The sequence below is a fragment of the Acinetobacter sp. YH12058 genome, from assembly GCF_013419805.1.
In the GTDB taxonomy this organism is placed as follows: domain Bacteria; phylum Pseudomonadota; class Gammaproteobacteria; order Pseudomonadales; family Moraxellaceae; genus Acinetobacter; species Acinetobacter towneri.
Map to the genome: position 1 here is coordinate 60,671 of NZ_VOZL01000013.1, position 18,801 is coordinate 79,471.

The 18,801-nt window shown below is 41.5% G+C and carries 17 protein-coding genes and 1 pseudogene; 10 read left to right on the forward strand and 8 right to left on the reverse strand.

Going from position 1 to position 18,801, the window contains the following annotated elements:
* Window positions 1–63 precede the first annotated feature (63 nt).
* Window positions 64–1,395: an alpha/beta fold hydrolase gene (locus FTU09_RS09135; RefSeq protein ID WP_154320171.1), complete on the reverse strand. Its 1,332-nt coding sequence runs from the start codon at window positions 1,393–1,395 to the stop codon at window positions 64–66.
* A gap of 308 nt (window positions 1,396–1,703) precedes the next feature.
* Between FTU09_RS09135 and FTU09_RS09140 the strand changes: the two genes are divergently transcribed.
* A complete protein-coding gene (locus tag FTU09_RS09140; protein ID WP_026438348.1) occupies window positions 1,704–2,288 on the forward strand; it encodes a YqiA/YcfP family alpha/beta fold hydrolase in 585 nt (194 codons plus the stop codon).
* 14 nt (window positions 2,289–2,302) lie between these two features.
* Window positions 2,303–4,183, forward strand: a complete 1,881-nt coding sequence (gene parE / locus FTU09_RS09145) for a DNA topoisomerase IV subunit B (protein WP_004974183.1) — start codon at window positions 2,303–2,305, stop codon at window positions 4,181–4,183.
* A gap of 76 nt (window positions 4,184–4,259) precedes the next feature.
* On the opposite strand, the pseudogene FTU09_RS09150 reads toward parE, so the two are convergent.
* The 4 genes and pseudogenes from FTU09_RS09150 to FTU09_RS09165 form a co-directional block, all read right to left on the reverse strand.
* Window positions 4,260–4,961, reverse strand: a pseudogene (locus FTU09_RS09150) (phospholipase D family protein).
* Between the two features lie 137 nt (window positions 4,962–5,098).
* A complete protein-coding gene (locus FTU09_RS09155) occupies window positions 5,099–6,514 on the reverse strand; it encodes a DASS family sodium-coupled anion symporter (protein ID WP_180080037.1) in 1,416 nt (471 codons plus the stop codon).
* A gap of 177 nt (window positions 6,515–6,691) precedes the next feature.
* Entirely contained in the window at window positions 6,692–7,474 is a 783-nt protein-coding gene (locus FTU09_RS09160) for a sulfite exporter TauE/SafE family protein (protein WP_180080040.1), read from the reverse strand.
* Window positions 7,475–7,645: 171 nt separating this feature from the next.
* Window positions 7,646–8,386, reverse strand: coding sequence for an outer membrane protein OmpK (locus FTU09_RS09165; protein WP_070155832.1), 741 nt, complete (start codon window positions 8,384–8,386; stop codon window positions 7,646–7,648).
* Window positions 8,387–8,931: 545 nt separating this feature from the next.
* Between FTU09_RS09165 and FTU09_RS09170 the strand changes: the two genes are divergently transcribed.
* From FTU09_RS09170 to FTU09_RS09195, 6 genes are all read left to right on the forward strand, one after another.
* The gene (locus FTU09_RS09170; protein WP_004974190.1) at window positions 8,932–9,297 is read left to right on the forward strand and encodes an HPF/RaiA family ribosome-associated protein; all 366 of its coding nucleotides are present in this window, start codon (window positions 8,932–8,934) and stop codon (window positions 9,295–9,297) included.
* A gap of 164 nt (window positions 9,298–9,461) precedes the next feature.
* On the forward strand, window positions 9,462–10,004 hold the full coding sequence (locus tag FTU09_RS09175) for an ankyrin repeat domain-containing protein (RefSeq protein WP_167846411.1): 543 nt from the start codon (window positions 9,462–9,464) through the stop codon (window positions 10,002–10,004).
* A gap of 16 nt (window positions 10,005–10,020) precedes the next feature.
* Window positions 10,021–10,791 carry a transporter gene (locus FTU09_RS09180; RefSeq protein ID WP_167846410.1) on the forward strand — a complete coding sequence of 257 codons (771 nt, stop codon included), beginning with the start codon at window positions 10,021–10,023 and terminating at the stop codon, window positions 10,789–10,791.
* Window positions 10,792–10,977: 186 nt separating this feature from the next.
* On the forward strand, window positions 10,978–12,789 hold the full coding sequence (gene dsbD, locus FTU09_RS09185) for a protein-disulfide reductase DsbD (RefSeq protein ID WP_373685371.1): 1,812 nt from the start codon (window positions 10,978–10,980) through the stop codon (window positions 12,787–12,789).
* Window positions 12,786–13,466 carry a glutathione S-transferase family protein gene (locus FTU09_RS09190; protein ID WP_131261214.1) on the forward strand — a complete coding sequence of 227 codons (681 nt, stop codon included), beginning with the start codon at window positions 12,786–12,788 and terminating at the stop codon, window positions 13,464–13,466. The genes dsbD and FTU09_RS09190 overlap by 4 nt, the downstream gene beginning before the upstream one ends.
* A 166-nt stretch (window positions 13,467–13,632) precedes the next feature.
* Window positions 13,633–14,196 carry an FMN-dependent NADH-azoreductase gene (locus tag FTU09_RS09195; protein WP_096901633.1) on the forward strand — a complete coding sequence of 188 codons (564 nt, stop codon included), beginning with the start codon at window positions 13,633–13,635 and terminating at the stop codon, window positions 14,194–14,196.
* Between the two features lie 107 nt (window positions 14,197–14,303).
* On the opposite strand, the gene FTU09_RS09200 is transcribed toward FTU09_RS09195, so the two are convergent.
* On the reverse strand, window positions 14,304–15,215 hold the full coding sequence (locus FTU09_RS09200) for an alpha/beta hydrolase (protein ID WP_004974206.1): 912 nt from the start codon (window positions 15,213–15,215) through the stop codon (window positions 14,304–14,306).
* Between the two features lie 154 nt (window positions 15,216–15,369).
* On the opposite strand from FTU09_RS09200, the gene FTU09_RS09205 reads away from it, so the two are divergent.
* Window positions 15,370–15,807, forward strand: coding sequence for a DUF2147 domain-containing protein (locus FTU09_RS09205; protein WP_004974208.1), 438 nt, complete (start codon window positions 15,370–15,372; stop codon window positions 15,805–15,807).
* Window positions 15,808–15,903: 96 nt separating this feature from the next.
* Here the strand turns inward: FTU09_RS09205 and FTU09_RS09210 are convergent, their stop codons facing one another.
* Both FTU09_RS09210 and FTU09_RS09215 read right to left on the reverse strand, forming a co-directional pair.
* Window positions 15,904–16,251, reverse strand: a complete 348-nt coding sequence (locus FTU09_RS09210; RefSeq protein ID WP_026438350.1) for a Spx/MgsR family RNA polymerase-binding regulatory protein — start codon at window positions 16,249–16,251, stop codon at window positions 15,904–15,906.
* Window positions 16,252–17,104: 853 nt separating this feature from the next.
* On the reverse strand, window positions 17,105–17,923 hold the full coding sequence (locus tag FTU09_RS09215; protein ID WP_096901635.1) for an exodeoxyribonuclease III: 819 nt from the start codon (window positions 17,921–17,923) through the stop codon (window positions 17,105–17,107).
* A 39-nt stretch (window positions 17,924–17,962) separates the two neighbouring features.
* On the opposite strand from FTU09_RS09215, the gene pyrE reads away from it, so the two are divergent.
* The gene (pyrE, locus tag FTU09_RS09220) at window positions 17,963–18,613 is read left to right on the forward strand and encodes an orotate phosphoribosyltransferase (protein WP_096901637.1); all 651 of its coding nucleotides are present in this window, start codon (window positions 17,963–17,965) and stop codon (window positions 18,611–18,613) included.
* Window positions 18,614–18,801 lie beyond the last annotated feature (188 nt).

The following is an 18,801-nucleotide window of genomic DNA, read 5'->3' on the forward strand; positions in this document are numbered from 1 at the left end:
ATCTGTTGATAATCTATCTACCAATCATCGTGTTGTAGCGTATTTTGAACTGTTTAGACTATGTTAGGTGAGCGCGATGCCTTCTAAGCTTGACCAATCACCAATAAACTCACGAATTTGCTGCTCTGGTACTTCTTCATGCGCAGGATAAAACCATTTCACCAATTGCTCTGCCACACTTGGATGATATTGTAACTGAAAGTGGTTCAGACCATAGAACACAGCTTTGTGCGATTCAGGCAGTTTTAATTGAAAACGTGGGTTAGGATGTTCCCCCAAAGCACTTTTTATACTGACTAAATAATCGCCAATGACTTTGCGGGTCAGGTTCTGCTTTTTCTCAAACTCAATACTGCCTGCCACGAAATAAGCATTAATATGGGTTGGCAAAGGTGCAGGTTTGCGGTTGTCATCGACCTGTCCAATTCGTGCCTGATTATGTTCCCAGTCATCATCTCGCACACTGCCATAGCGCAAATCTAAAATGCCGTTGCTGCGAATGTTGACCAAATGCCCGACAATTTTCACAATAGGAAAGCGACCTAATTTTTCCTGTAAATGGAAACCAAAACGCTCCAAAACAGCCCCATGATGTGGTGAACCCAAGCAGACCAGATTTTCGACCAAGTGAATCCAGTGCTGCAAATTTTGCTTACCGTAAAACAGCGCACTGCGCGACACCAAGCCACCCATGCTGTGCCCAATTAAATCAATACTGGTAATTTTAGGATGACGCTGAATTAAATCATCTAAGGTATTGGCAAGACTGCGGCCATTGGCAGAAATGCGACGCCCTGTATTGTAATTCAGATATAACATGGTGTTATGGTCACGTTGTGCCAGTAATTTTTCACCAAAACCACCAAATTGGTGTGTAGTCCAATCGAGGTGATTGCGGCATAAACCGTGCACAAAAATCACCACACGCCCAGACAAATCGCCTTGTTGGACTTCGCCATAATGGTCATAGAGCACCATAGGTAAGGCGAGCGGATTTTGCTGTTCGAGTAGATAATCTCCCAATACGCCATTCAGTACACCGACTAAAAAATGCAGGCTTGGTGTGAGTGCTTTGTCATGTAAGTTGGGAAATTGCGCAATAATTTGACGTAAACCTGGCGCAACAAAGTGATAGCCGTATTGTTGTAAGCTGTGAAAGGCAAACTTATACAGCTTTTGAAAAGTCGCGGTTTTTTGAAACTTTTGCGAGCGTTGTTCGCTCATGCCAAATACGCTGAGCAAAACTTCACGCTGAATGGTTTGAATCACTTCGCTCATCACGGCATTCAGGCGCGTGCTGACCAACTGTGCCAAGCCTTCTAAGATATCGGCCTGACTTGGAGGTGTACGGTCCCATCTACAATAGGTTTCATGCAGCGGTGTTAAACTTGGCATACTGTGTTGCCCCTTGTGTTCCCATATACCGAACGCTTTATTTTTACTTGGGTTCGCGGTATAAACTCAAGGGTCTGTTGGCATTTCATGAATTTACAGGACTGTAAATTTTTAGATGAATTGTCACCAAACCCGATACTTTTATTTTATCGTGTTCATCTTGAACTACTTGTAAAATACCGATGAATGCCAAGATGTTCGCATCTTTTTGTCTAACAATTGCATTTTTCCATGAAAATTAAATTAAAAACGCAAAATAAGTGCTGTATCAGCCAAAAATTGAATGGTGTTACTTAGAAATGTCACGCATGAATTTAATTTATTTACATGGTTTTCAGAGCAGTCCTTTGTCCATGAAAGGGCAGCTATTGTATGCCTATGTGCAGCAGCATCGCCCTGATATTCAGATGCATTTGCCCGATTTAAATGCTCCACCTTTAGCGGTTTTGGCAAACGTATCGGCATTGATTCGACGTTTGCCCAATGTGGCATTGGTGGGCAGCAGTCTAGGCGGCTTTTATGCGACACAACTGGTCGCACAGCATCATGTGCCTGCTGTTGTGATTAACCCTGCTATGCGACCATGGCAATTGTTTCAGGACTTGTTTGGCGATGTGCTGCCCTATGTGGTACATCCGAACTGGAGCTTAACTGCAGCGCAATTGGATGACTTAGCAGACATTGCGTTGCCAGTTGCGCAAGATGCAGACAAAATATTGGTGTTATTGCAACAAGGCGATGAAGTTTTGGATTATCGTGAAGCGCAGCGTTATTATAGTGCTGCCTCACCTTCGGCCATGATCATGACTGAAGCGCACGGCAATCATGCCATGGATGATTTTGCAGACAAAATTCCGATGTTACTGCAATTTTTATCGGATTCCCTAGCTTAAGGAAACAGTACAACGTGTCTCAATATACCGCTCAATCTCTTGAAGTTTTATCTGGTTTAGATCCAGTACGTCGTCGCCCGGGCATGTATACCGACACCACACGTCCAAACCATTTGGCGCAAGAAGTTATTGATAATGCGGTGGATGAAGCACTTGCAGGGCATGCCAATAAAATTACCGTAAAAGTCTATAAAGATGGCTCTTTGTCGGTAGAAGACAATGGCCGTGGTATGCCTGTCGATATTCACCCAGAATACGGGCAAAGCGGGATTGAAATTATTCTGACCAAGCTGCATGCAGGCGGTAAGTTCAGCACCGACAACTACCAATTTTCGGGTGGTTTGCACGGGGTCGGTATTTCTGTAGTGAATGCCTTGTCCAGTCGGGTTGAAGTGACCGTACAGCGTCAGGGCAACCTGTATAAAATGGCTTTTGATCAGGGCGAAGCCGCTGCACCTTTAGAAGTCTTGGAAGGCAAAGCGCCAAAACGTGCTTCGGGTACGTTGGTACATTTCTGGCCTGAAGCTAAATATTTTGATTCACCTAAATTTGCGCTAAAAGCCTTAAAGCACAATTTAAAAGCCAAAGCGGTACTGGCTGCAGGTTTAGAAATTCATTACATTGATGAAATTAACGATGAAAAAATTGTCTGGCAGTTTGAAAATGGTCTAGTCGACTATTTGATGGATGAGCTGGAAGATCGTGAGATTGTACCTGCTCCTGCTTTTGTGGCGACAGGTGAGGCAGAACGTGCTAGTGCAGAATTTGCAATTTGTTGGAACGTAGAAGGTGGCGAGCAAATTCAGGAAAGTTATGTCAACTTGATTCCGACTGCGCAAGGCGGTACGCATGTCAATGGACTACGTTCTGGTGTGACCGATGCTTTACGTGAGTTCTGTGAATTACGCAATTTATTGCCGCGCAATTTAAAGCTATCTGCCGAAGATGTTTGGGATGGGGTTAACTACATTTTATCGTTAAAGTTCCAAGAGCCGCAGTTTTCTGGGCAGACCAAGGAGCGTTTATCGAGCCGTGAAGCGGCAAGCATTATGCAGAATATCGCCAAAGATGCTTTTGCCTTGTGGTTGAACCAAAATTCTGACATTGCCATGCAATTGGCAGAAATGGCAATTTCCAAAGCAGGTCGTCGTTTAAAAGCAGCGAAAAAAGTAGAACGTAAAAAAATCGTTTCAGGCCCAGCTTTGCCGGGTAAATTAGCCGACTGCGTGGGACAAACCCGTGAAGAATCGGAACTGTTTATTGTAGAAGGTGACTCTGCAGGTGGTTCTGCTAAGCAAGCGCGTGATAAAAACTTTCAGGCGATCATGCCAATTCGTGGAAAAATTTTAAATACGTGGGAAGTGTCTTCGGACGAGGTTTTGGGTTCGCAGGAGGTACACGATATTGCAATTGCGATTGGGGTTGACCCAGGTAGTGATGATTTATCTGAATTGCGTTACGGTAAGGTTTGTATTTTGGCCGATGCCGACTCAGATGGTTTACACATTGCCACTTTGCTGTGTGCTTTATTCGTGAAACATTTCCCAAGTTTGGTGGAAGATGGGCATTTATACGTCGCCATGCCGCCATTATTCCGTATTGATGACGGTAAAGATGTACATTATGCGCTAGATGAAGATGAGTTGGAAAATACGCTTAAAAAAGCCAAAACCAAAAATCCGCAAATTACCCGATTTAAAGGTTTGGGTGAAATGAATGCCAGTCAGTTACGTGAAACCACGATGGATCCAAATACACGCCGTTTGGTGCAACTCGATTTGGATGATAGTCATTTTACCGCAGGTTTATTGGATAAATTGCTGGCTAAAAAACGCTCTGCAGACCGTAAAGTGTGGTTAGAGCAAAAAGGTAATTTAGCCGATTTGGCGGTTTAAGCTGATTTAATTTAGAAAAAGCATCCATTATTTCAAAAAAGTAATGGATGCTTTTTATTGTAATTTTGATTGGTGTTTATAATTCAATATTTTCAGGCCATAAAAAATATCCACCATATTGACTGGTTTTAAATTCTGCACCTACGTCTTTGCCTTGTTGAGTGAGTATGTGCTTTCCAGCATCATTGATATTTAATAAGCCTTTTTCGGTAAAATGAGCCAACAATTCATTGGTTTTCATTTTATGTTTTGCTGCAAGTTTAGATGATGTTAATTTACCAACATTATTGTCATTGGTTTCTTCAACAGATTCATTTGTTGGTTCGGCTTTCACTTCATCTAAACTAATTCTAACTTCATCACTAATACGAATAATACGTTGCGCTTCTTCATAAGCATCTTTAAAGACATCTTGATCTTCATATTTGCGAATCAAAATGCCCATTTCGTTATTATTAATTTGGCTAAATTCATAAAGATTTAGACTAGAAATAATACATTCAGATTCATTGAGATAGCATTTAGCATGTAAGTTTTTACAAAAACTGAGCCGAACAAAATCAAGTTTTTGCATCCATTTTATTTCATCAGAATGTAAATCGCTTTTTCAATAAACGATTCGAATATCAATTTTGAGTCGATCTTTATCTTCAAGTAACTCTTTAATACGGTCATTTAAACGTAAATATGGGCTAATTAAAATTAACCTTTCTTTGGCATTTTTTATCAGTTCTTCTAAGAAAAAATTGGTCGCGCTCGTATTTAAAAACTTAGCCATTTAACCCTCCTCATTGTGTCTAAATTATTATGTCCTGAGTATAGCGAATTTATTTAGGTAATGATTTGATGATTAAAAATATTCTAAAATTGAGGCGAAAAAAATGGAGCATCTTGTGCTCCATTTTTTATTGATCCTTAACTAAAGAACCAATATACAAATAATGAAATAATAAATACGCACATGACGTTCAACACCATGCCCACACTCATCATTTCACTTTGTTTAATTTGACCTGTACCAAATACAATCGCATTTGGTGGCGTTGCCACAGGTAACATAAAGGCACACGATGCACCAATACCAATAATCACCACTAAAATTTCTTTTGGAATACCCATTTGGTCTGCAATTGCAGCAAATACAGGAACCAATAACGCAGCAGACGCTGTATTACTGGTAAATTCAGTTAAGAAAATAATGAAGATGGTCACCGCAAAAATCACTACCAATGGCGAAGTATCACCAAAGGTATTGGCAAGGGTTTGACCCAATACCAAAGATGCGCCTGAATCTTTTAAGATCGCACTGAGGGTTAAACCACCACCGAACAGTAATAACACGCCCCAATCGGTATTTTCAGCTACTTGCTTCCAAGATGCAGTACCTAGCATGACTACCAAACATGCAGCAGCTAATGCAGTCCATGTATCGGGTTGGCTAATGCCGAAGGTTTCGCTAAGTTTTTTACCAAAAATCCACGCCACTGCAGTACATACGAATAAAATCATCGTTGCAACACGGGTTTTGGTCCAAGGAATCACTTCAGTTTCAAAATGAATTTTTTGATTTAAATTTGGACGCAATACCAAATATAAGCTGACCAACATTGCTGGTAGCAAAATCAGCATCATTGGTAAACCAATTTTCATCCAGTCAGCAAAGTCATAGTCTAATGCTTTGGCTGCAATAGCGTTTGGTGGCGAACCCACCAACGTACCCAAACCACCTAAACTGGCAGAGTAGGCAATCCCCAATAAAATGAAAACGAAGGTTTTACGCTCTTTGGTGGCATCAAGGTGTGACAATAAACCCAGCGCCAACGGTAACATCATCGCCGCCGTGGCTGTGTTGGAAATCCACATCGACAACGCAGCAGTGACAATAAAAATAGATAAAACCGAAATCCCCAAGTGACCGCCCGACATGGAAATAATCCACATCGCAATTTTACGATCCAGTTTTTGGATATGCAGCGCAGTTGCTAAGGCAAAACCACCAAAGAACAGGAAAATAACAGGATCGGCAAAAGTTGCTAATGCTTGCTTGGTTGAAATTGGTACAAGTTCTTTGCTGGCATTTTCAAGTGGCATACCTAAAGCCACAGCAAGCACAGGTACTAACAGTGCTGTAATGGTAATGTGTACCGCTTCGGTGAGCCATAAAATACCAATAAAAAGCAACAGACTTAGACCCTTATTGGCGTTTTCATCATAGGGTAAGACGTTATACAAACCGAAAGAGAGCAGGGTCGCAAGAATAACAATGGCCCAAGTCTTGATCAGTTCTTTTCGCTTAATATTGGCTGGCACTTCTATATGGTTATTTTCCATAGAAGTTCACTCCGTCAAAAAGGAATTAAAAGAAAAGAGGGAAGATTGGTCGATGCAAACGACCGAAGCAGTCTGAATAGACTGTTTTTTAAGCTGGTCTTAATTATAGGTGTAAATAATTATTTAAGCCAAAAAAAATCTAAATAATTTTCCATTTGTTATGTTTATTGGTCTGATTTATATCAATAAAGCAGGTGATTTTTGGATGATGAATGCTCCCTGAGCAATCGCGTAAAGTGCCATAAAACCCAATAACGTAAATACAATCTGCTTAAATAATGTCTGGGAAATTTGTTTACGAATCAGACTGCCGATATACACCATCAGCATAGAGATGATGCAAATCAGGGCTAAAACTTTTAATTGTATGTGGCTAAACTGTTGAATTACTGGATATAAAACTGCCAATTGAATGAGTTTGGAAATAATAAAGTTTAAGTTGCTAATCACCACAATATCGGTTTTGCTGTGTTGAGTGCTGAGTAAATACATCATTAGAAATGGTGCCATGGCATTGGTCGCACCACCAATCACACCTGCCAGCAAACCAAAAATCAGCATATTTTTGAGTGAGGCAGAAATTTGCAAAGGACGTTGTCGAAATTGATCGGCCACGTACAATAAAATCAGTACGCCCATTGCCAATTTTAAATAACCTTCGTTCAGAATGAGCAGCAAACTGACGCCCAAATAGCTGCCAATCAGTGCACTGAAGATTAAACCCCAATATTTTTTGCAGTAGCCATATAAACTGCTGAATATAGATTGTGTGGCATCGCCCCGCAGCATGTACACGTTAAGAAGCAAACAGGGAATCAGAACCAAAGCAACCGCAGTACTGAGTGGATATAACATCGCCACCGCAGCCGTACTGAGCATAGGAAAACCAAAACCGCTCATGCCATGCAAAATTGCAGCAATCGCACAAAACAGCAGAATAATGAAATCGGTTTTTTGCATGTGGGCTTCACAGTGCTTTTTATTTGAAATTTAACTCAATGTAGCGGAGTTTTGCGCTAAGTACAAATGGGTTGCATGGTTATGAGCAAAGCATATTTATTGGAAACTATTTTAACGACCAATAAAAAAGCAAGACCGAGGTCTTGCTTTTTGAACAGCGAAAAATACAGCTTAGAAGTGGTATTTGACCAATGCGCTGACATCGTTTTGATTGATGCCTGATTTATTACCGTATTTGTTGTTCCAAACAGAGTGTTCGATACCGACATATAAACGTGTATTTGGCGAAATGTGTTTGCCTGCATTCCATTTATATTGTGTAGTCCAGTTGAGTTCGCTAGCGTGGTCATCTTCTGCAGTAGACCAATCAAGGAAACCATCTACTAAAAAGTCTTCAGCACCGACTTTAAATGGAAGACCGTAAGCAAACGTCATTTGATAATCATCTTGAGAGATATCTTTATCATTATCTGCTTTGTAGAAGTTCAATTGCGCATATTTGAAATATGGAAGCTCAAGATCAAAACCAATACCGTATAGGTAATTGTTAAAGCCTTCGCCACCTTCCCAAGTGGTTGCAATTAAAACATCTTTAATTGGACCAAAGGCAAGTTTTTGACCAGAAACAGCGCCTAAGCTTAAGCGTGGTGATACTTCAAAGTAAGTGTCATTGCCATCTACATCATTGTTTGAACGGTCAGCAAAGGCAAAAAAATCACCATATTTAAAACCAGCAGCGTATTCAAAAGTTACAGTGCTTTGTTCAATCTCTTGATCGCCAGTTAAAAAAGGTGATTTGTAATTTTCACCGTATAAACCTGTCACGCTAAAATCTTGCCAAATCGGTGCAGCTTGCGTAAAAGTTGCAGCAGTGGAGATTGCGCACAGCGCAGCAATATGTGTAAGTTTCATAAAAATAGACCCCAATAAAAGCGTTTCAAGGATACAGATTCTTTAGCAAAAATAAAGCAAAATTCGATTATTGACGGGTCATTTTTGGGTGTTTTTTATCAGTTTTTGGGTTGGGTGTTTTTTAAACGATTTAAAACCAATGGTCAAAATGCAAAGGCGAATATTGCAGATGTAACTAAACCCTTTAAAAGCATCAAGTTTCTCATTGGCAATAGATTGAACAACGTAGTGCTATCCAAATTGATCGCTTATTGAGCATCTAAGCTGAAATTGGTGATAAAAGGGTTATTCTTTTGCTGCTTTTCTATAAATATTGCTTGCATATTTTTCAGATAGGCCCGATATTCAAGGTATAGGGACACGGTTCTGCAGAATTAAAAGTGTTCATCATTCACGTAGGAGGAAGTAATTCCAAACTAAGTTGAAGATGTACTTTATGCTGTAAAAACAGCACATTATAAACACGCCAAAACATATATATAAAATTATGTGTAAGATTTTGGCACAACAAGATTCAGAAATAACGAACGCAAGAGGATGAAATCATGAACATTGAAATCCGTACCGATAAAAACATTCAAAACAGTGATCGATTAATTAGTTACGTTCGTGAAGAACTGAATAATGAATTCCAACGCCACAGTGAGCGTATTACCCATTTTTCAGTGCATTTTAGTGATGAAAATGGTGAAAAAGGCGGTGATGACGACATTCGTTGTATGATTGAAGCACGTCCAGCAGGTTTAAAACCAGTGGTTGTGAATCATCGTGGTCATAATATTGATACAGCCATTCACGGTGCGATTGACCGTTTAAAACGCAGCCTAGAACATGCGTTTGAGAAAAATGAGAATCCTCGTGGTGCTCGCCCAGAATTTGTAGATACAGATGTTGGTGGCGACGACGAATAAGGATCAGACAGATTCCAAGAGCCTCGCAAATTTTGCGGGGCTTTTTTGTGTTTGCATGCAGCCAATGCACTAAATTCACGATTTGCTGACATTTATCTCATACAAATGTCGCTTTATTGGGCATAATAGTTCTAAATTAAACATTGAATAAGAGAGCTCTCTGCATGTTAACTGCGCAACAACAAGTCTTGGTGCAAGCAATAGAAGAATTAGACCTTGCCCAAGTGCAACGCCTATTGGCAGACGGTTTAGACCCTAACTTTATGGATGCCGAAAAAGGCCCTGTGATTTCAGTCTGGTCAGATGGTTTATTTCAATGGTGGGAAAAAGTCTGCGAAGCATACGAAGCAGGTCAGCCACTCACAGAACAGCAAAAACAGCAAGATTTGCAAGTGCATTTAGATATTTTAGAGGCATTGATTCAAGCCAAAGTGAATTTGCACTTATGGGATGCCGAAGAAATTTACGGCCCATTGTGGGATGCAGCTTCTGCAGCATGTGTTCCTGCAGTGCAGCGTTTATTGGATGAAAAAGTCGATCCAAACAGCAAAGATGAAGATGGTTTAACCATTTTATCTTCGATTAGTGATTTATTGTTTGATTGTGATTTTGATGAAATTCAGTGGTCGGATGCTTTGCCAGAAGAACAACAGACTTTAGAATTGTTGCGTCGTTATGGCGCAAAAATGAGCAAAGAATTGACCTAAGAGCAGAGATAAAAATATGTCAGTATTAAAAACAGTTGGGTTAATCGTGGCGGCAGGCATCAGCATGCAGGTGAGCGCGGCAGATTTTGAGTTTGATCGTCCTGGTGCAGGAGTGAGTACGGGTATTACACCTGTAGGGAAGTTGGCTTGGGAACAAGCTTTACCAAGTGCAAGTTATCAAGAAAGTAACGATGCTTCGGGCGAAAAAGTTAAAACCACTCGCCTTAATGCTGACATGCTGTTACGTACAGGTTTGGCGCAAGATTTAGAGTTACAGCTGGGCTGGCAAGGGCCTGCATGGAGCAAAAGCAAAACTGCAGGTCAATCGGTTGAAGATGATGGTTTGGGTGATGTCAGCATTGGTTTAAAACAAGCCATTGACTTAAATGATGACAAACTTTCTATGGCCGTGTTGTTGCAAGCGCTAATTGCCACAGGCAATGATGGCTTTAGCGAAGAAGATGATATTTATAGCTTGGGTACGGCAGTCAGCTATCAATACAGTGAGCTGTTAAAAACAGGCATCAACATGCGTTACGATGTACAAAATAGCGATTGGGCGGTTACAGCAATTCCCAATATTCAGTATCGTTTAAGCGATCAATGGTCAGGTTTTTCAGAATTGGTCTATCGTAAAGCAGAAAGTCAGGACAATGAATATGGCTTAACTTCGGGGGTGATTTACGCACTGAATGAACGCACTCAGCTGGATGCCAGTGTCGGTGTAGATTTAGACGGTGCAGATAAAAGTTACCATGCAGGTTTAGGTATGGCGTTCTTGTTCTAAGCCATTTAAACCATTTAAAGCTTTAAAATACGTTGTATGTTGCAGCAGGCTAAACTCATCAAGCTTGCTGCAGATTCGTTTTCATCCTAATAAAGTTCATGCCGAGGCGAGCAGAACATGAAGCAGTCCTTATTTCAGACCTTTTGGCAAGCTGCTGTTGATCTAATGGCTGATATTTTTCGCTATATGAATAGGGGCTTATCTTGTCTGCTCGCAAGTCTACTTTTATTGTGTTCGCTAAGCCTACACGCAGAAGCACCTTTACTCCCACCCGAACAAGCCTTTCAGTTTAGCGTTGAATCGGTCAATCCCCAACAAGCCGAACTGCGCTGGAACATGCCTGAACAGTATTATTTGTATCAGCATCAATTTAAGGTTGAGCATGGACAGCAAATACTGGCTTTAGAGTTGCCTCCCGCAGAAGATGTTTATGATGAAAACTATGGACATACTCAGGTTTATTATCAACAAGTCAGTTTTAAAATTCCCACGCAGGCTGCACAGCGCTATCAAGTGAGCTGGCAAGGTTGTGCGCAAGATCGACTTTGTTATCCACCACAGCGCATTGAATTTCAGACAGACAGCACTGGTTTGGTGATTTTAGACAATCAAAGCGCAGCACAAAAAAATCTGTGGGGTGGACACAGTAACCCAACCCAGAATGTGTTTTCGACAACTCAGACCAACTCCACGCTAGCATCTTCAACAAGTCCTGCAGCAGCACAACCCATCACAGCACAAGATCAAATATGGTCAGAAAAACTGGCACAAAGTTCGTTTGCCTATGGCTTGCTGCTGTTTTTGGGTTTAGGGGTTTTATTGGCCTTTACCCCATGCTCCTTGCCGATGCTACCGATTTTGACCTCCTTGTTGGTGCGTGAACATAAAGGTGTCAAAGCGTGGACGATTGCACTGGTCTTTGTCTGTAGCATGGCAATGGTCTATGCCATATTGGGTTTAATTGCGTCATCCGCAGGTTTGAATTTTCAGCGCTGGTTGCAGCAACCTGCGACTTTAATTGCTTTTAGTTTGCTGTTTGTGCTGTTTGCCTTAAATCTGTTTGGACTGTTTGAAATCAAGTTGCCGCGTGCTTGGGTCAATCGACTAGATCAGGCACAATCCATGCAAAAAGGCGGTAATTTGGCAGGTGCTGCACTCATGGGCATGTTGTCGGCACTTTTAGTTGGCCCATGTATGACTGCACCACTGGCAGGGGCGTTATTGTTTATTTCACAAACCCAAAGTCAGATGCAGGGGGCGTTGCTGTTATTTACGCTCGGTTTTGGTATGGGTACGCCGTTATTATTGGCCAGTGTGCTTGGGGCAAAAGCTTTACCACGCGCAGGTTTGTGGATGCATCAAGTCAAAGTGCTGTTTGCCTTTATTATGTTGGCATTGGCGTTGTATTTTATTCGTCCTTTATTGGGTGAAGCATGGATGCAATGGCTTAGTTTGGCACTTGGACTGGGTTTTGTCGGCTATGTGCTGCATCGTTTGAGCGGCTATCATGGTGTGCTGCGGGCGATTTATCTGAGTGCGTTATTGGTGGTGGTGCCGTATCTGATTTATAACCAATATCAACACAGCCAGCGTTTTTGGCAGCAGGAAAACGATGCGGTTTTAGAATGGCACCGTGCAACGACTGCAACGGAATTACAACAGTTACTTGCCCAAGCTCCGAAAAATCAGCGCATGATTATAGATGTCTATGCCGATTGGTGTGTGGCGTGCCGTCCGATTGAACAGCAGGTATTGACATCCTCCACCGTGAAACAGGCACTTGCAGAATTTTATTTAATTAAACTCGATTTAAGCCATTACGATGCCAGTCATCAAGCCTTGTTGAATCAATGGGAAATTTTAGGGCCACCTACCTTTTTATTTTTGGATGCACAACAACAAGAAATTCGCAGTCTGCGTTTAACAGGTGCATTTAACGAGAGCACTTTGTTAAATCAACTGCAGCAACTTCAAACCACACAGGAGTCATCGCCATGATGCAGCTGTATATTGCCAATAAAAATTATTCGAGCTGGTCGATGCGCCCGTGGTTGGTACTGAAGGCGTTTGACTTGGCTTTTGAAGAAATACAACTGAACTTTCCCTGCGAGCGTGGCGAGGGCGATTTTAAACAACGTGTCCTAGAAATTAACCCCAATGGTAAAGTGCCTGCCTTGTTAGATCAGGGCATGTTGATTTGGGATTCTCTCGCCATTTGTGAATACTTGGCAGAGCAATATCCTGAACAGGCACTTTGGCCGCGTGATGTACAGCAACGCGCTTGGGCGCGTAGCATCAGCGCAGAAATGCACAGTGGTTTTACCGATTTACGCAGTTTATGTGGCATGAATATTCGCGCCAATTTAGCAGAAGTGGGTACAAAATTATGGCAAGAACATTCGGGTTTAAGGCAGGATGTGGCACGCATTGAACACATATGGTCGGCACGTCCTGCAGCAGATGGTTTCTTGTGTGGTGAATTTAGCATTGCCGATGCGTTTTATGCTCCTGTGGTGACGCGTTTTATGACTTATGCCTTGCCTGTAAGTGCCAACAGCCAACACTATATGCAGCGGGTGATGCAGCATCCTGCTATGCGCGCTTGGGTACACGCCGCATCACAAGAAGCAATGTGGGTCAATTATTTAGAGCCTTATCAAAAACCAGCAAAATGACTTGGAAAAAGCAGGATTAGGAAAAATACTGCGGAAGTTTTTGTGCGGTAAAGTGGTCTTTTTTGTTCCAAAAATAAAACATAGTGTCTTAGTTTTCCCAATTATTCTATTTACGCTGCACGATTAAAATAGCGTTATTAAATGAATACAAGATTGGAACATCCCCATGAAAATTTTACACATCGACTCGAGTATTTTAGGTGAAAACTCAGTTTCACGTCAGTTAAGCCAAGCGATTGTGCAACAATTGACTGCAAAAAATAGCAATGCACAGGTCGATTATTTAGATTTGGCACAACAGCCGATTCCGCACTTAACTGCCGAAATTTTAATGGGGCAGGATGCAGAACAAGCGGCTTTGGGTGAAAAAATCATCCAGCAATATATTGATGCCGATGTCGTGGTGGTGGGTGCAGCCATGTATAACTTTGGTTTGACTTCAACCTTAAAAGCATGGATTGACCGCATTAGCGTGGCGGGAAGAACCTTTAAATATACCGAGCAAGGGCCTGTAGGTTTAGCGGGTGAGAAAAAAGCCTATATCGCCAGCAGCCGTGGCGGTGTGTATGGTGATAATAGCCCTGCTGATTTTCAGGAAGATTTCTTGAAAACCATCTTCAACTTTACAGGGGTGAATGATGTAGAAATTATTCGCGCTGAAGGGGTGAGTATGTCGGAATTTAAAGACCAAGCTGTTGCCAATGCGATGCAAAAAATTCAGGCGATTTAACCCACTATTTCAATAAAAAAAGCTCAGTGCCTTGAGGGTGCTGAGCTTTTTTTATATAGATGGATCGGCTAAAAGGGTTGGTTAGCAAAGCCTTGTTATGGTTGAACTTAGCTCTGATCTTGCCGATGTGCAAACTCTGCTAAATCTGCCAATGCACGTTTGGCTTCTTCAAACCACGGTGAAAACATTTGAAAATTGTGCCACATACCCGTGTAGAGTTTGTAATGCACTTCTACGCCTGCCTGTTCGGCTTTTTCTTTAAAACGTGTTGCATCATCCAGCAAAATTTCTTTAGAGCCAATTTGTACTAAAACTGGTGGTAATTCGTGTAAATCATCAAACAATGGCGAAATTTGCGGGTCTGCCCGATCAAGTTCAGGCGGTACATAGTAATCAATGCCTGTTTCCAGCGTTTCAATTGACAGCAGGGCATCATGCTTGCTGTTATAACGCAAGGATTCACTGGTGAGGGTTAAATCTAAAAATGGTGACAGCAGCATTAAGCCACTCACTTGCGGCAATTGCTCATCACGTATTTTTAAAGCTAGCGCCAACGCTAAATTTGCACCGCAAGAATCTCCTGACAAAATAATATCTTTGGCGTGTATACCTTGCGCCAACAGACTTTGATAGACATCAAACACGGCTTCCAAAGCATGTGGAAAAGGATGCTCAGGTGCAAGCGGATAATCGACATGAATCACTTGCATTTGGGTGCGTGCCGCAACTTGACTCAAAAATGCTCGATGGGTATTTAACGAACCCAGAAAAAAAGCCCCGCCATGAATATGAAAAATGAGCTGTGTTGCAGCATTCTGTGGTTTTAATTCTTCGGCATGCAGACCTGCTAAACGCAGCGCGCGTACCTGCACCGACTTTTGCATGGGAAATAAACGGCACATTTGTTCTAGTGCAAAACGTACAGAATTGGGGGGTAAATTAAATTGGCTTGGTTTGCGAATGGTGGTTTTTAAAAACTGCTCTGTAATAATTTGTTTCCACATGGGGTTAATCTTCATGATTTTTCCATCTTGTTCTTTATTTGATCGGATATTTGTGTATTTACCAACATAATTTACAAGGGTACACTAAACGGTCACATTCAAAAATTGCAAATTTGTTGTGACTTTTTAATAATAAAGTTGTCTGATAGTAGACCAGGGAAACAAAACAATGAAAAAAATTGCACTTGCATTCGGGCTGTTAGGTTTAAGCGCTTTGGCCAATGCTGCAGATCCGCTTAACGGCACAGTTTGGAAAACAATTGACGACAAAACCAAACAACCCAAAGCCACGGTAAGATTTACTGAGCAAAAAAATGGAACTTTAACCGCAAGCATTCAGTCAATTTTAACGCCTGGTGAAGAAAATGCCTGTACAAAATGTGAAGGTCCGTATCACAACAAATCACTCAAAGGTTTGACCATTGTTCGCGGTCTGAAAAATACAGGCGGCACGAGCTACGATGGTGGTTCAATTCTTGACCCGCAAACAGGTAAAACCTACAAGCTAAAAGGTAAACTTGCCGATGGTGGTAAGAAACTGGAATTGCGTGGTTTCATTGGTGTAGCGGCATTGGGTCGTAACCAAACATGGATTCGTGCGAACTAAGCATGTATTCCACCTGTGCAGTTGAAATCATATTGCACAGGATATAAAAAAACCTGCTCCATGTGAGCAGGTTTTTTTATTGGTATTTTTTTAAACTTAACCTAAAGCACGATAAGCCGCTTCATCAAAACCCGCAATAAAGCCTGATTCAGTTTTTAAGACAGGACGTTTAATTAAACTGGTGTGAGTGCAAAGTGCTTCAATTAAGTTGGCTTCACTGGCCAAAGCAGCTTGCTGTTCTGCTTCGCTGAGTTTGCGCCAAGTGGTGCCTTTTTTATTCAGTACTACATCTTGCCCAAGCGCATCTAACCAACTTTTGACAGTGTCGGCATCGATCCCTTGTTTTTTATAATCGTGAAACTCATAACTTAGCCCCAATTCATTGAGTAAATCGAAGGCTTTTTTCATTGAATTGCAGTTCTTAATCCCATAAATTTTTAACATATTTTTTTCACGTTAATATCATCAAACTGGCTATAGCCTAGCCCAAAACAGCGCTAAGTGCTAGAAACTTGCAGTGAACAATGATTGGCTGTTTAAATGGTATGTGTCATCAATACGTCATACCGATGTCACCAAATTGACACTTGATCGCTCTAAAATGGGACGCATAAACAGAAAAAAATGAAAAACTTGATAAGAACAGACTCTAGTGAAAATAAAAAATACAGTGAAGAACAACAGTAACAGCGCAAAACAGAAAATAAGATGATAAAAAGAGAAAACCCGCATTTAATCATCCTGATTATGCGGGTCTCATTTTAACGTCCATTGTTACATCCTTGAAACTAACCAAAACCAGTTAGTTTATTTTCCATCCTTCGGCTTCCAATCCTTTTGTGTCATCCTGACTGTCCCTTTGCCGTGATGCAATAATGCGCTGAATCGACTTGAAGATAAATACACAAAGTCGACAGATTATGTGCGAATTGAACCTCAGTTGAGTGAACAACTGTTCACTCGTGTAGGCTGTGAAATTTGTGTGAATAAGGGACTATTGACAATTCGTCTATGTTTGCGACGACGCATATTTTTAGCTGATATAAGGCATGGGACAGGAAATTTAGCCATTCTAAATGACTGGCACATAACGCAATAGCAGCAAAAAAATATGCTCGTCCTTCGCTGCGCCTTGCGCTGCAAACAAAGCAGTGCTTGTTTTTGCTCAGGCTGTGGCTAAAACTTTCTCAGATTGCGTTATGAAACTTGGCAATAGACCCACTATTCCCTGCGTTTCATGCCTGATCTGCTCAGTTTTAGCCTACAGCGCAAACCATTTATGAAATGTCAATAGACCCTAAATCTTATAATCAATAATCACGGGAGCATGGTCACTAAACCATTCTTCTTTATACACCCAAGCATTGACAGTGCGTGCTTTCCAGTCGGGTGAACAGGCATGATAATCAATCCGCCAACCAACGTTCTTGGCACGGGCTTGCCCGCGATTTGACCACCAAGAATACAACTCTGCTTCATGGCGTACTTCACGGAAGGTATCGACATAGCCCAAGTCATTATAAATATGATCTAACCATGCACGTTCATGCGGTAAGCAACCTGAAGACTTTTGGTTACCTGACCAGTTTTTAATATCAATGCGCTTATGCACAATGTTGTAATCGCCACAGACAATGATCGATTTATTGTCTTCACGCCACTGTTTTAGAATTTTTTGATACTCTTCTAAAAAGTGATCTTTCCGCATTTGCGCTTCTTCACCCGAAGAGCCAGAAGGCAAATACAGTGAACAGATGTAAATTGGGTGATCCAGTCCTACATCAAATTCAGCACTGATAAAGCGACCCTGAGAATCGGCCAATTCAAAGCCTAAACCATTTTGCACAGAAACAAAGGGCAAACGGCTATAAATGGCTGTTCCTGCGTAGCCTGCGCGTTCTGCAGGGAAAAGATGCGTGTGCCAGCCTTCTGGCTTAAATTTATCGGTCCATTGGGCGTGTGTGATGCGGCTTTCCTGCATGCAAATCACGTCTGCTTCAGACTTTTCCAACCATTCGAGTAAGCCTTTGCTTACCGATGAACGCAACCCATTGACGTTAATTGAAACCACTCGAAGAATTTTTTGATCACTCGGATAGCTACTCTTTGGTATCATGCTCAGGTCTTACCTCAATGTATTAATTTGGAGCACCTCATGACATCGCCAGCTCAATTTAACCCGCAAGCTTTTATCGAACTCGCCTTATCACGTGGTGTGCTTAAATTTGGTGAGTTTACTTTAAAATCGGGTCGTGTGAGTCCTTATTTTTTTAATGCAGGTTTGTTGAATGACGGCGAGGCCTTATCGTTATTGGCTTCGGGCTATGCAGATCAACTCATGCAATGCAAAAACGTAGATGTTATTTTCGGGCCTGCCTATAAAGGTATTCCATTTGTGGCAGCTACAGCAGTGGCTTTATCACAAAATCATGGCGTAAGTGTGCCGTGGGGTTTTAACCGTAAAGAAGCCAAAGACCATGGTGAAGGTGGTGTGTTGGTGGGTGCTGCGGTTGAAGGCAAAAAAGTCTGGATTATTGATGATGTGATCACTGCGGGTACGGCTATTCGTGAAGTGGTGACTATTTTGAAAAATGCAGGCGCACAAATTGCGGGCGTATTGGTGGCTTTAGACCGTCAAGAAAAAGGTCAGGGCGATTTGTCAGCCATTCAGGAAGTGCAAAAAGAGTTGGAAATTCCTGTGCATGCTTTAATTACTATGAAAGATTTAATGAATTATTTGGATGCCAAAGGTGAAAAAGATGCCTTGGCGAAAATGGAAGCGTACCGTGTAAAGTATGGGATTTAAGTTGTTTTGGAGAAGGAAGCGAGAGCTTCCTTTTCGCTTTTATTCAGTTTGATTTTTAATAATATAACCCGAATTACGGATAAGAAAAGCCCTTGAAAAAAAGGTAGTTAGAGCCATTTAGAAAGTTACGACACAACCCAAAGGCTCTAACTACCATGTACGATTTTACAGAAATTTTTTGTATTGTT

Excerpts from the sequence above, each read along its gene's own strand:
- FTU09_RS09135 (WP_154320171.1), bottom strand. The coding sequence starts at position 1,395 with ATGCCAAGTTTAACACCGCTGCATGAAACCTATTGTAGATGGGACCGT.
- FTU09_RS09140 (WP_026438348.1), top strand. The coding sequence starts at position 1,704 with ATGAATTTAATTTATTTACATGGTTTTCAGAGCAGTCCTTTGTCCATG.
- FTU09_RS09155 (WP_180080037.1), bottom strand. The coding sequence starts at position 6,514 with ATGGAAAATAACCATATAGAAGTGCCAGCCAATATTAAGCGAAAAGAA.
- FTU09_RS09160 (WP_180080040.1), bottom strand. The coding sequence starts at position 7,474 with ATGCAAAAAACCGATTTCATTATTCTGCTGTTTTGTGCGATTGCTGCA.
- FTU09_RS09165 (WP_070155832.1), bottom strand. The coding sequence starts at position 8,386 with ATGAAACTTACACATATTGCTGCGCTGTGCGCAATCTCCACTGCTGCA.
- FTU09_RS09170 (WP_004974190.1), top strand. The coding sequence starts at position 8,932 with ATGAACATTGAAATCCGTACCGATAAAAACATTCAAAACAGTGATCGA.
- FTU09_RS09175 (WP_167846411.1), top strand. The coding sequence starts at position 9,462 with ATGTTAACTGCGCAACAACAAGTCTTGGTGCAAGCAATAGAAGAATTA.
- FTU09_RS09180 (WP_167846410.1), top strand. The coding sequence starts at position 10,021 with ATGTCAGTATTAAAAACAGTTGGGTTAATCGTGGCGGCAGGCATCAGC.
- dsbD (WP_373685371.1), top strand. The coding sequence starts at position 10,978 with ATGAATAGGGGCTTATCTTGTCTGCTCGCAAGTCTACTTTTATTGTGT.
- FTU09_RS09190 (WP_131261214.1), top strand. The coding sequence starts at position 12,786 with ATGATGCAGCTGTATATTGCCAATAAAAATTATTCGAGCTGGTCGATG.
- FTU09_RS09195 (WP_096901633.1), top strand. The coding sequence starts at position 13,633 with ATGAAAATTTTACACATCGACTCGAGTATTTTAGGTGAAAACTCAGTT.
- FTU09_RS09200 (WP_004974206.1), bottom strand. The coding sequence starts at position 15,215 with ATGAAGATTAACCCCATGTGGAAACAAATTATTACAGAGCAGTTTTTA.
- FTU09_RS09205 (WP_004974208.1), top strand. The coding sequence starts at position 15,370 with ATGAAAAAAATTGCACTTGCATTCGGGCTGTTAGGTTTAAGCGCTTTG.
- FTU09_RS09210 (WP_026438350.1), bottom strand. The coding sequence starts at position 16,251 with ATGTTAAAAATTTATGGGATTAAGAACTGCAATTCAATGAAAAAAGCC.
- FTU09_RS09215 (WP_096901635.1), bottom strand. The coding sequence starts at position 17,923 with ATGATACCAAAGAGTAGCTATCCGAGTGATCAAAAAATTCTTCGAGTG.
- pyrE (WP_096901637.1), top strand. The coding sequence starts at position 17,963 with ATGACATCGCCAGCTCAATTTAACCCGCAAGCTTTTATCGAACTCGCC.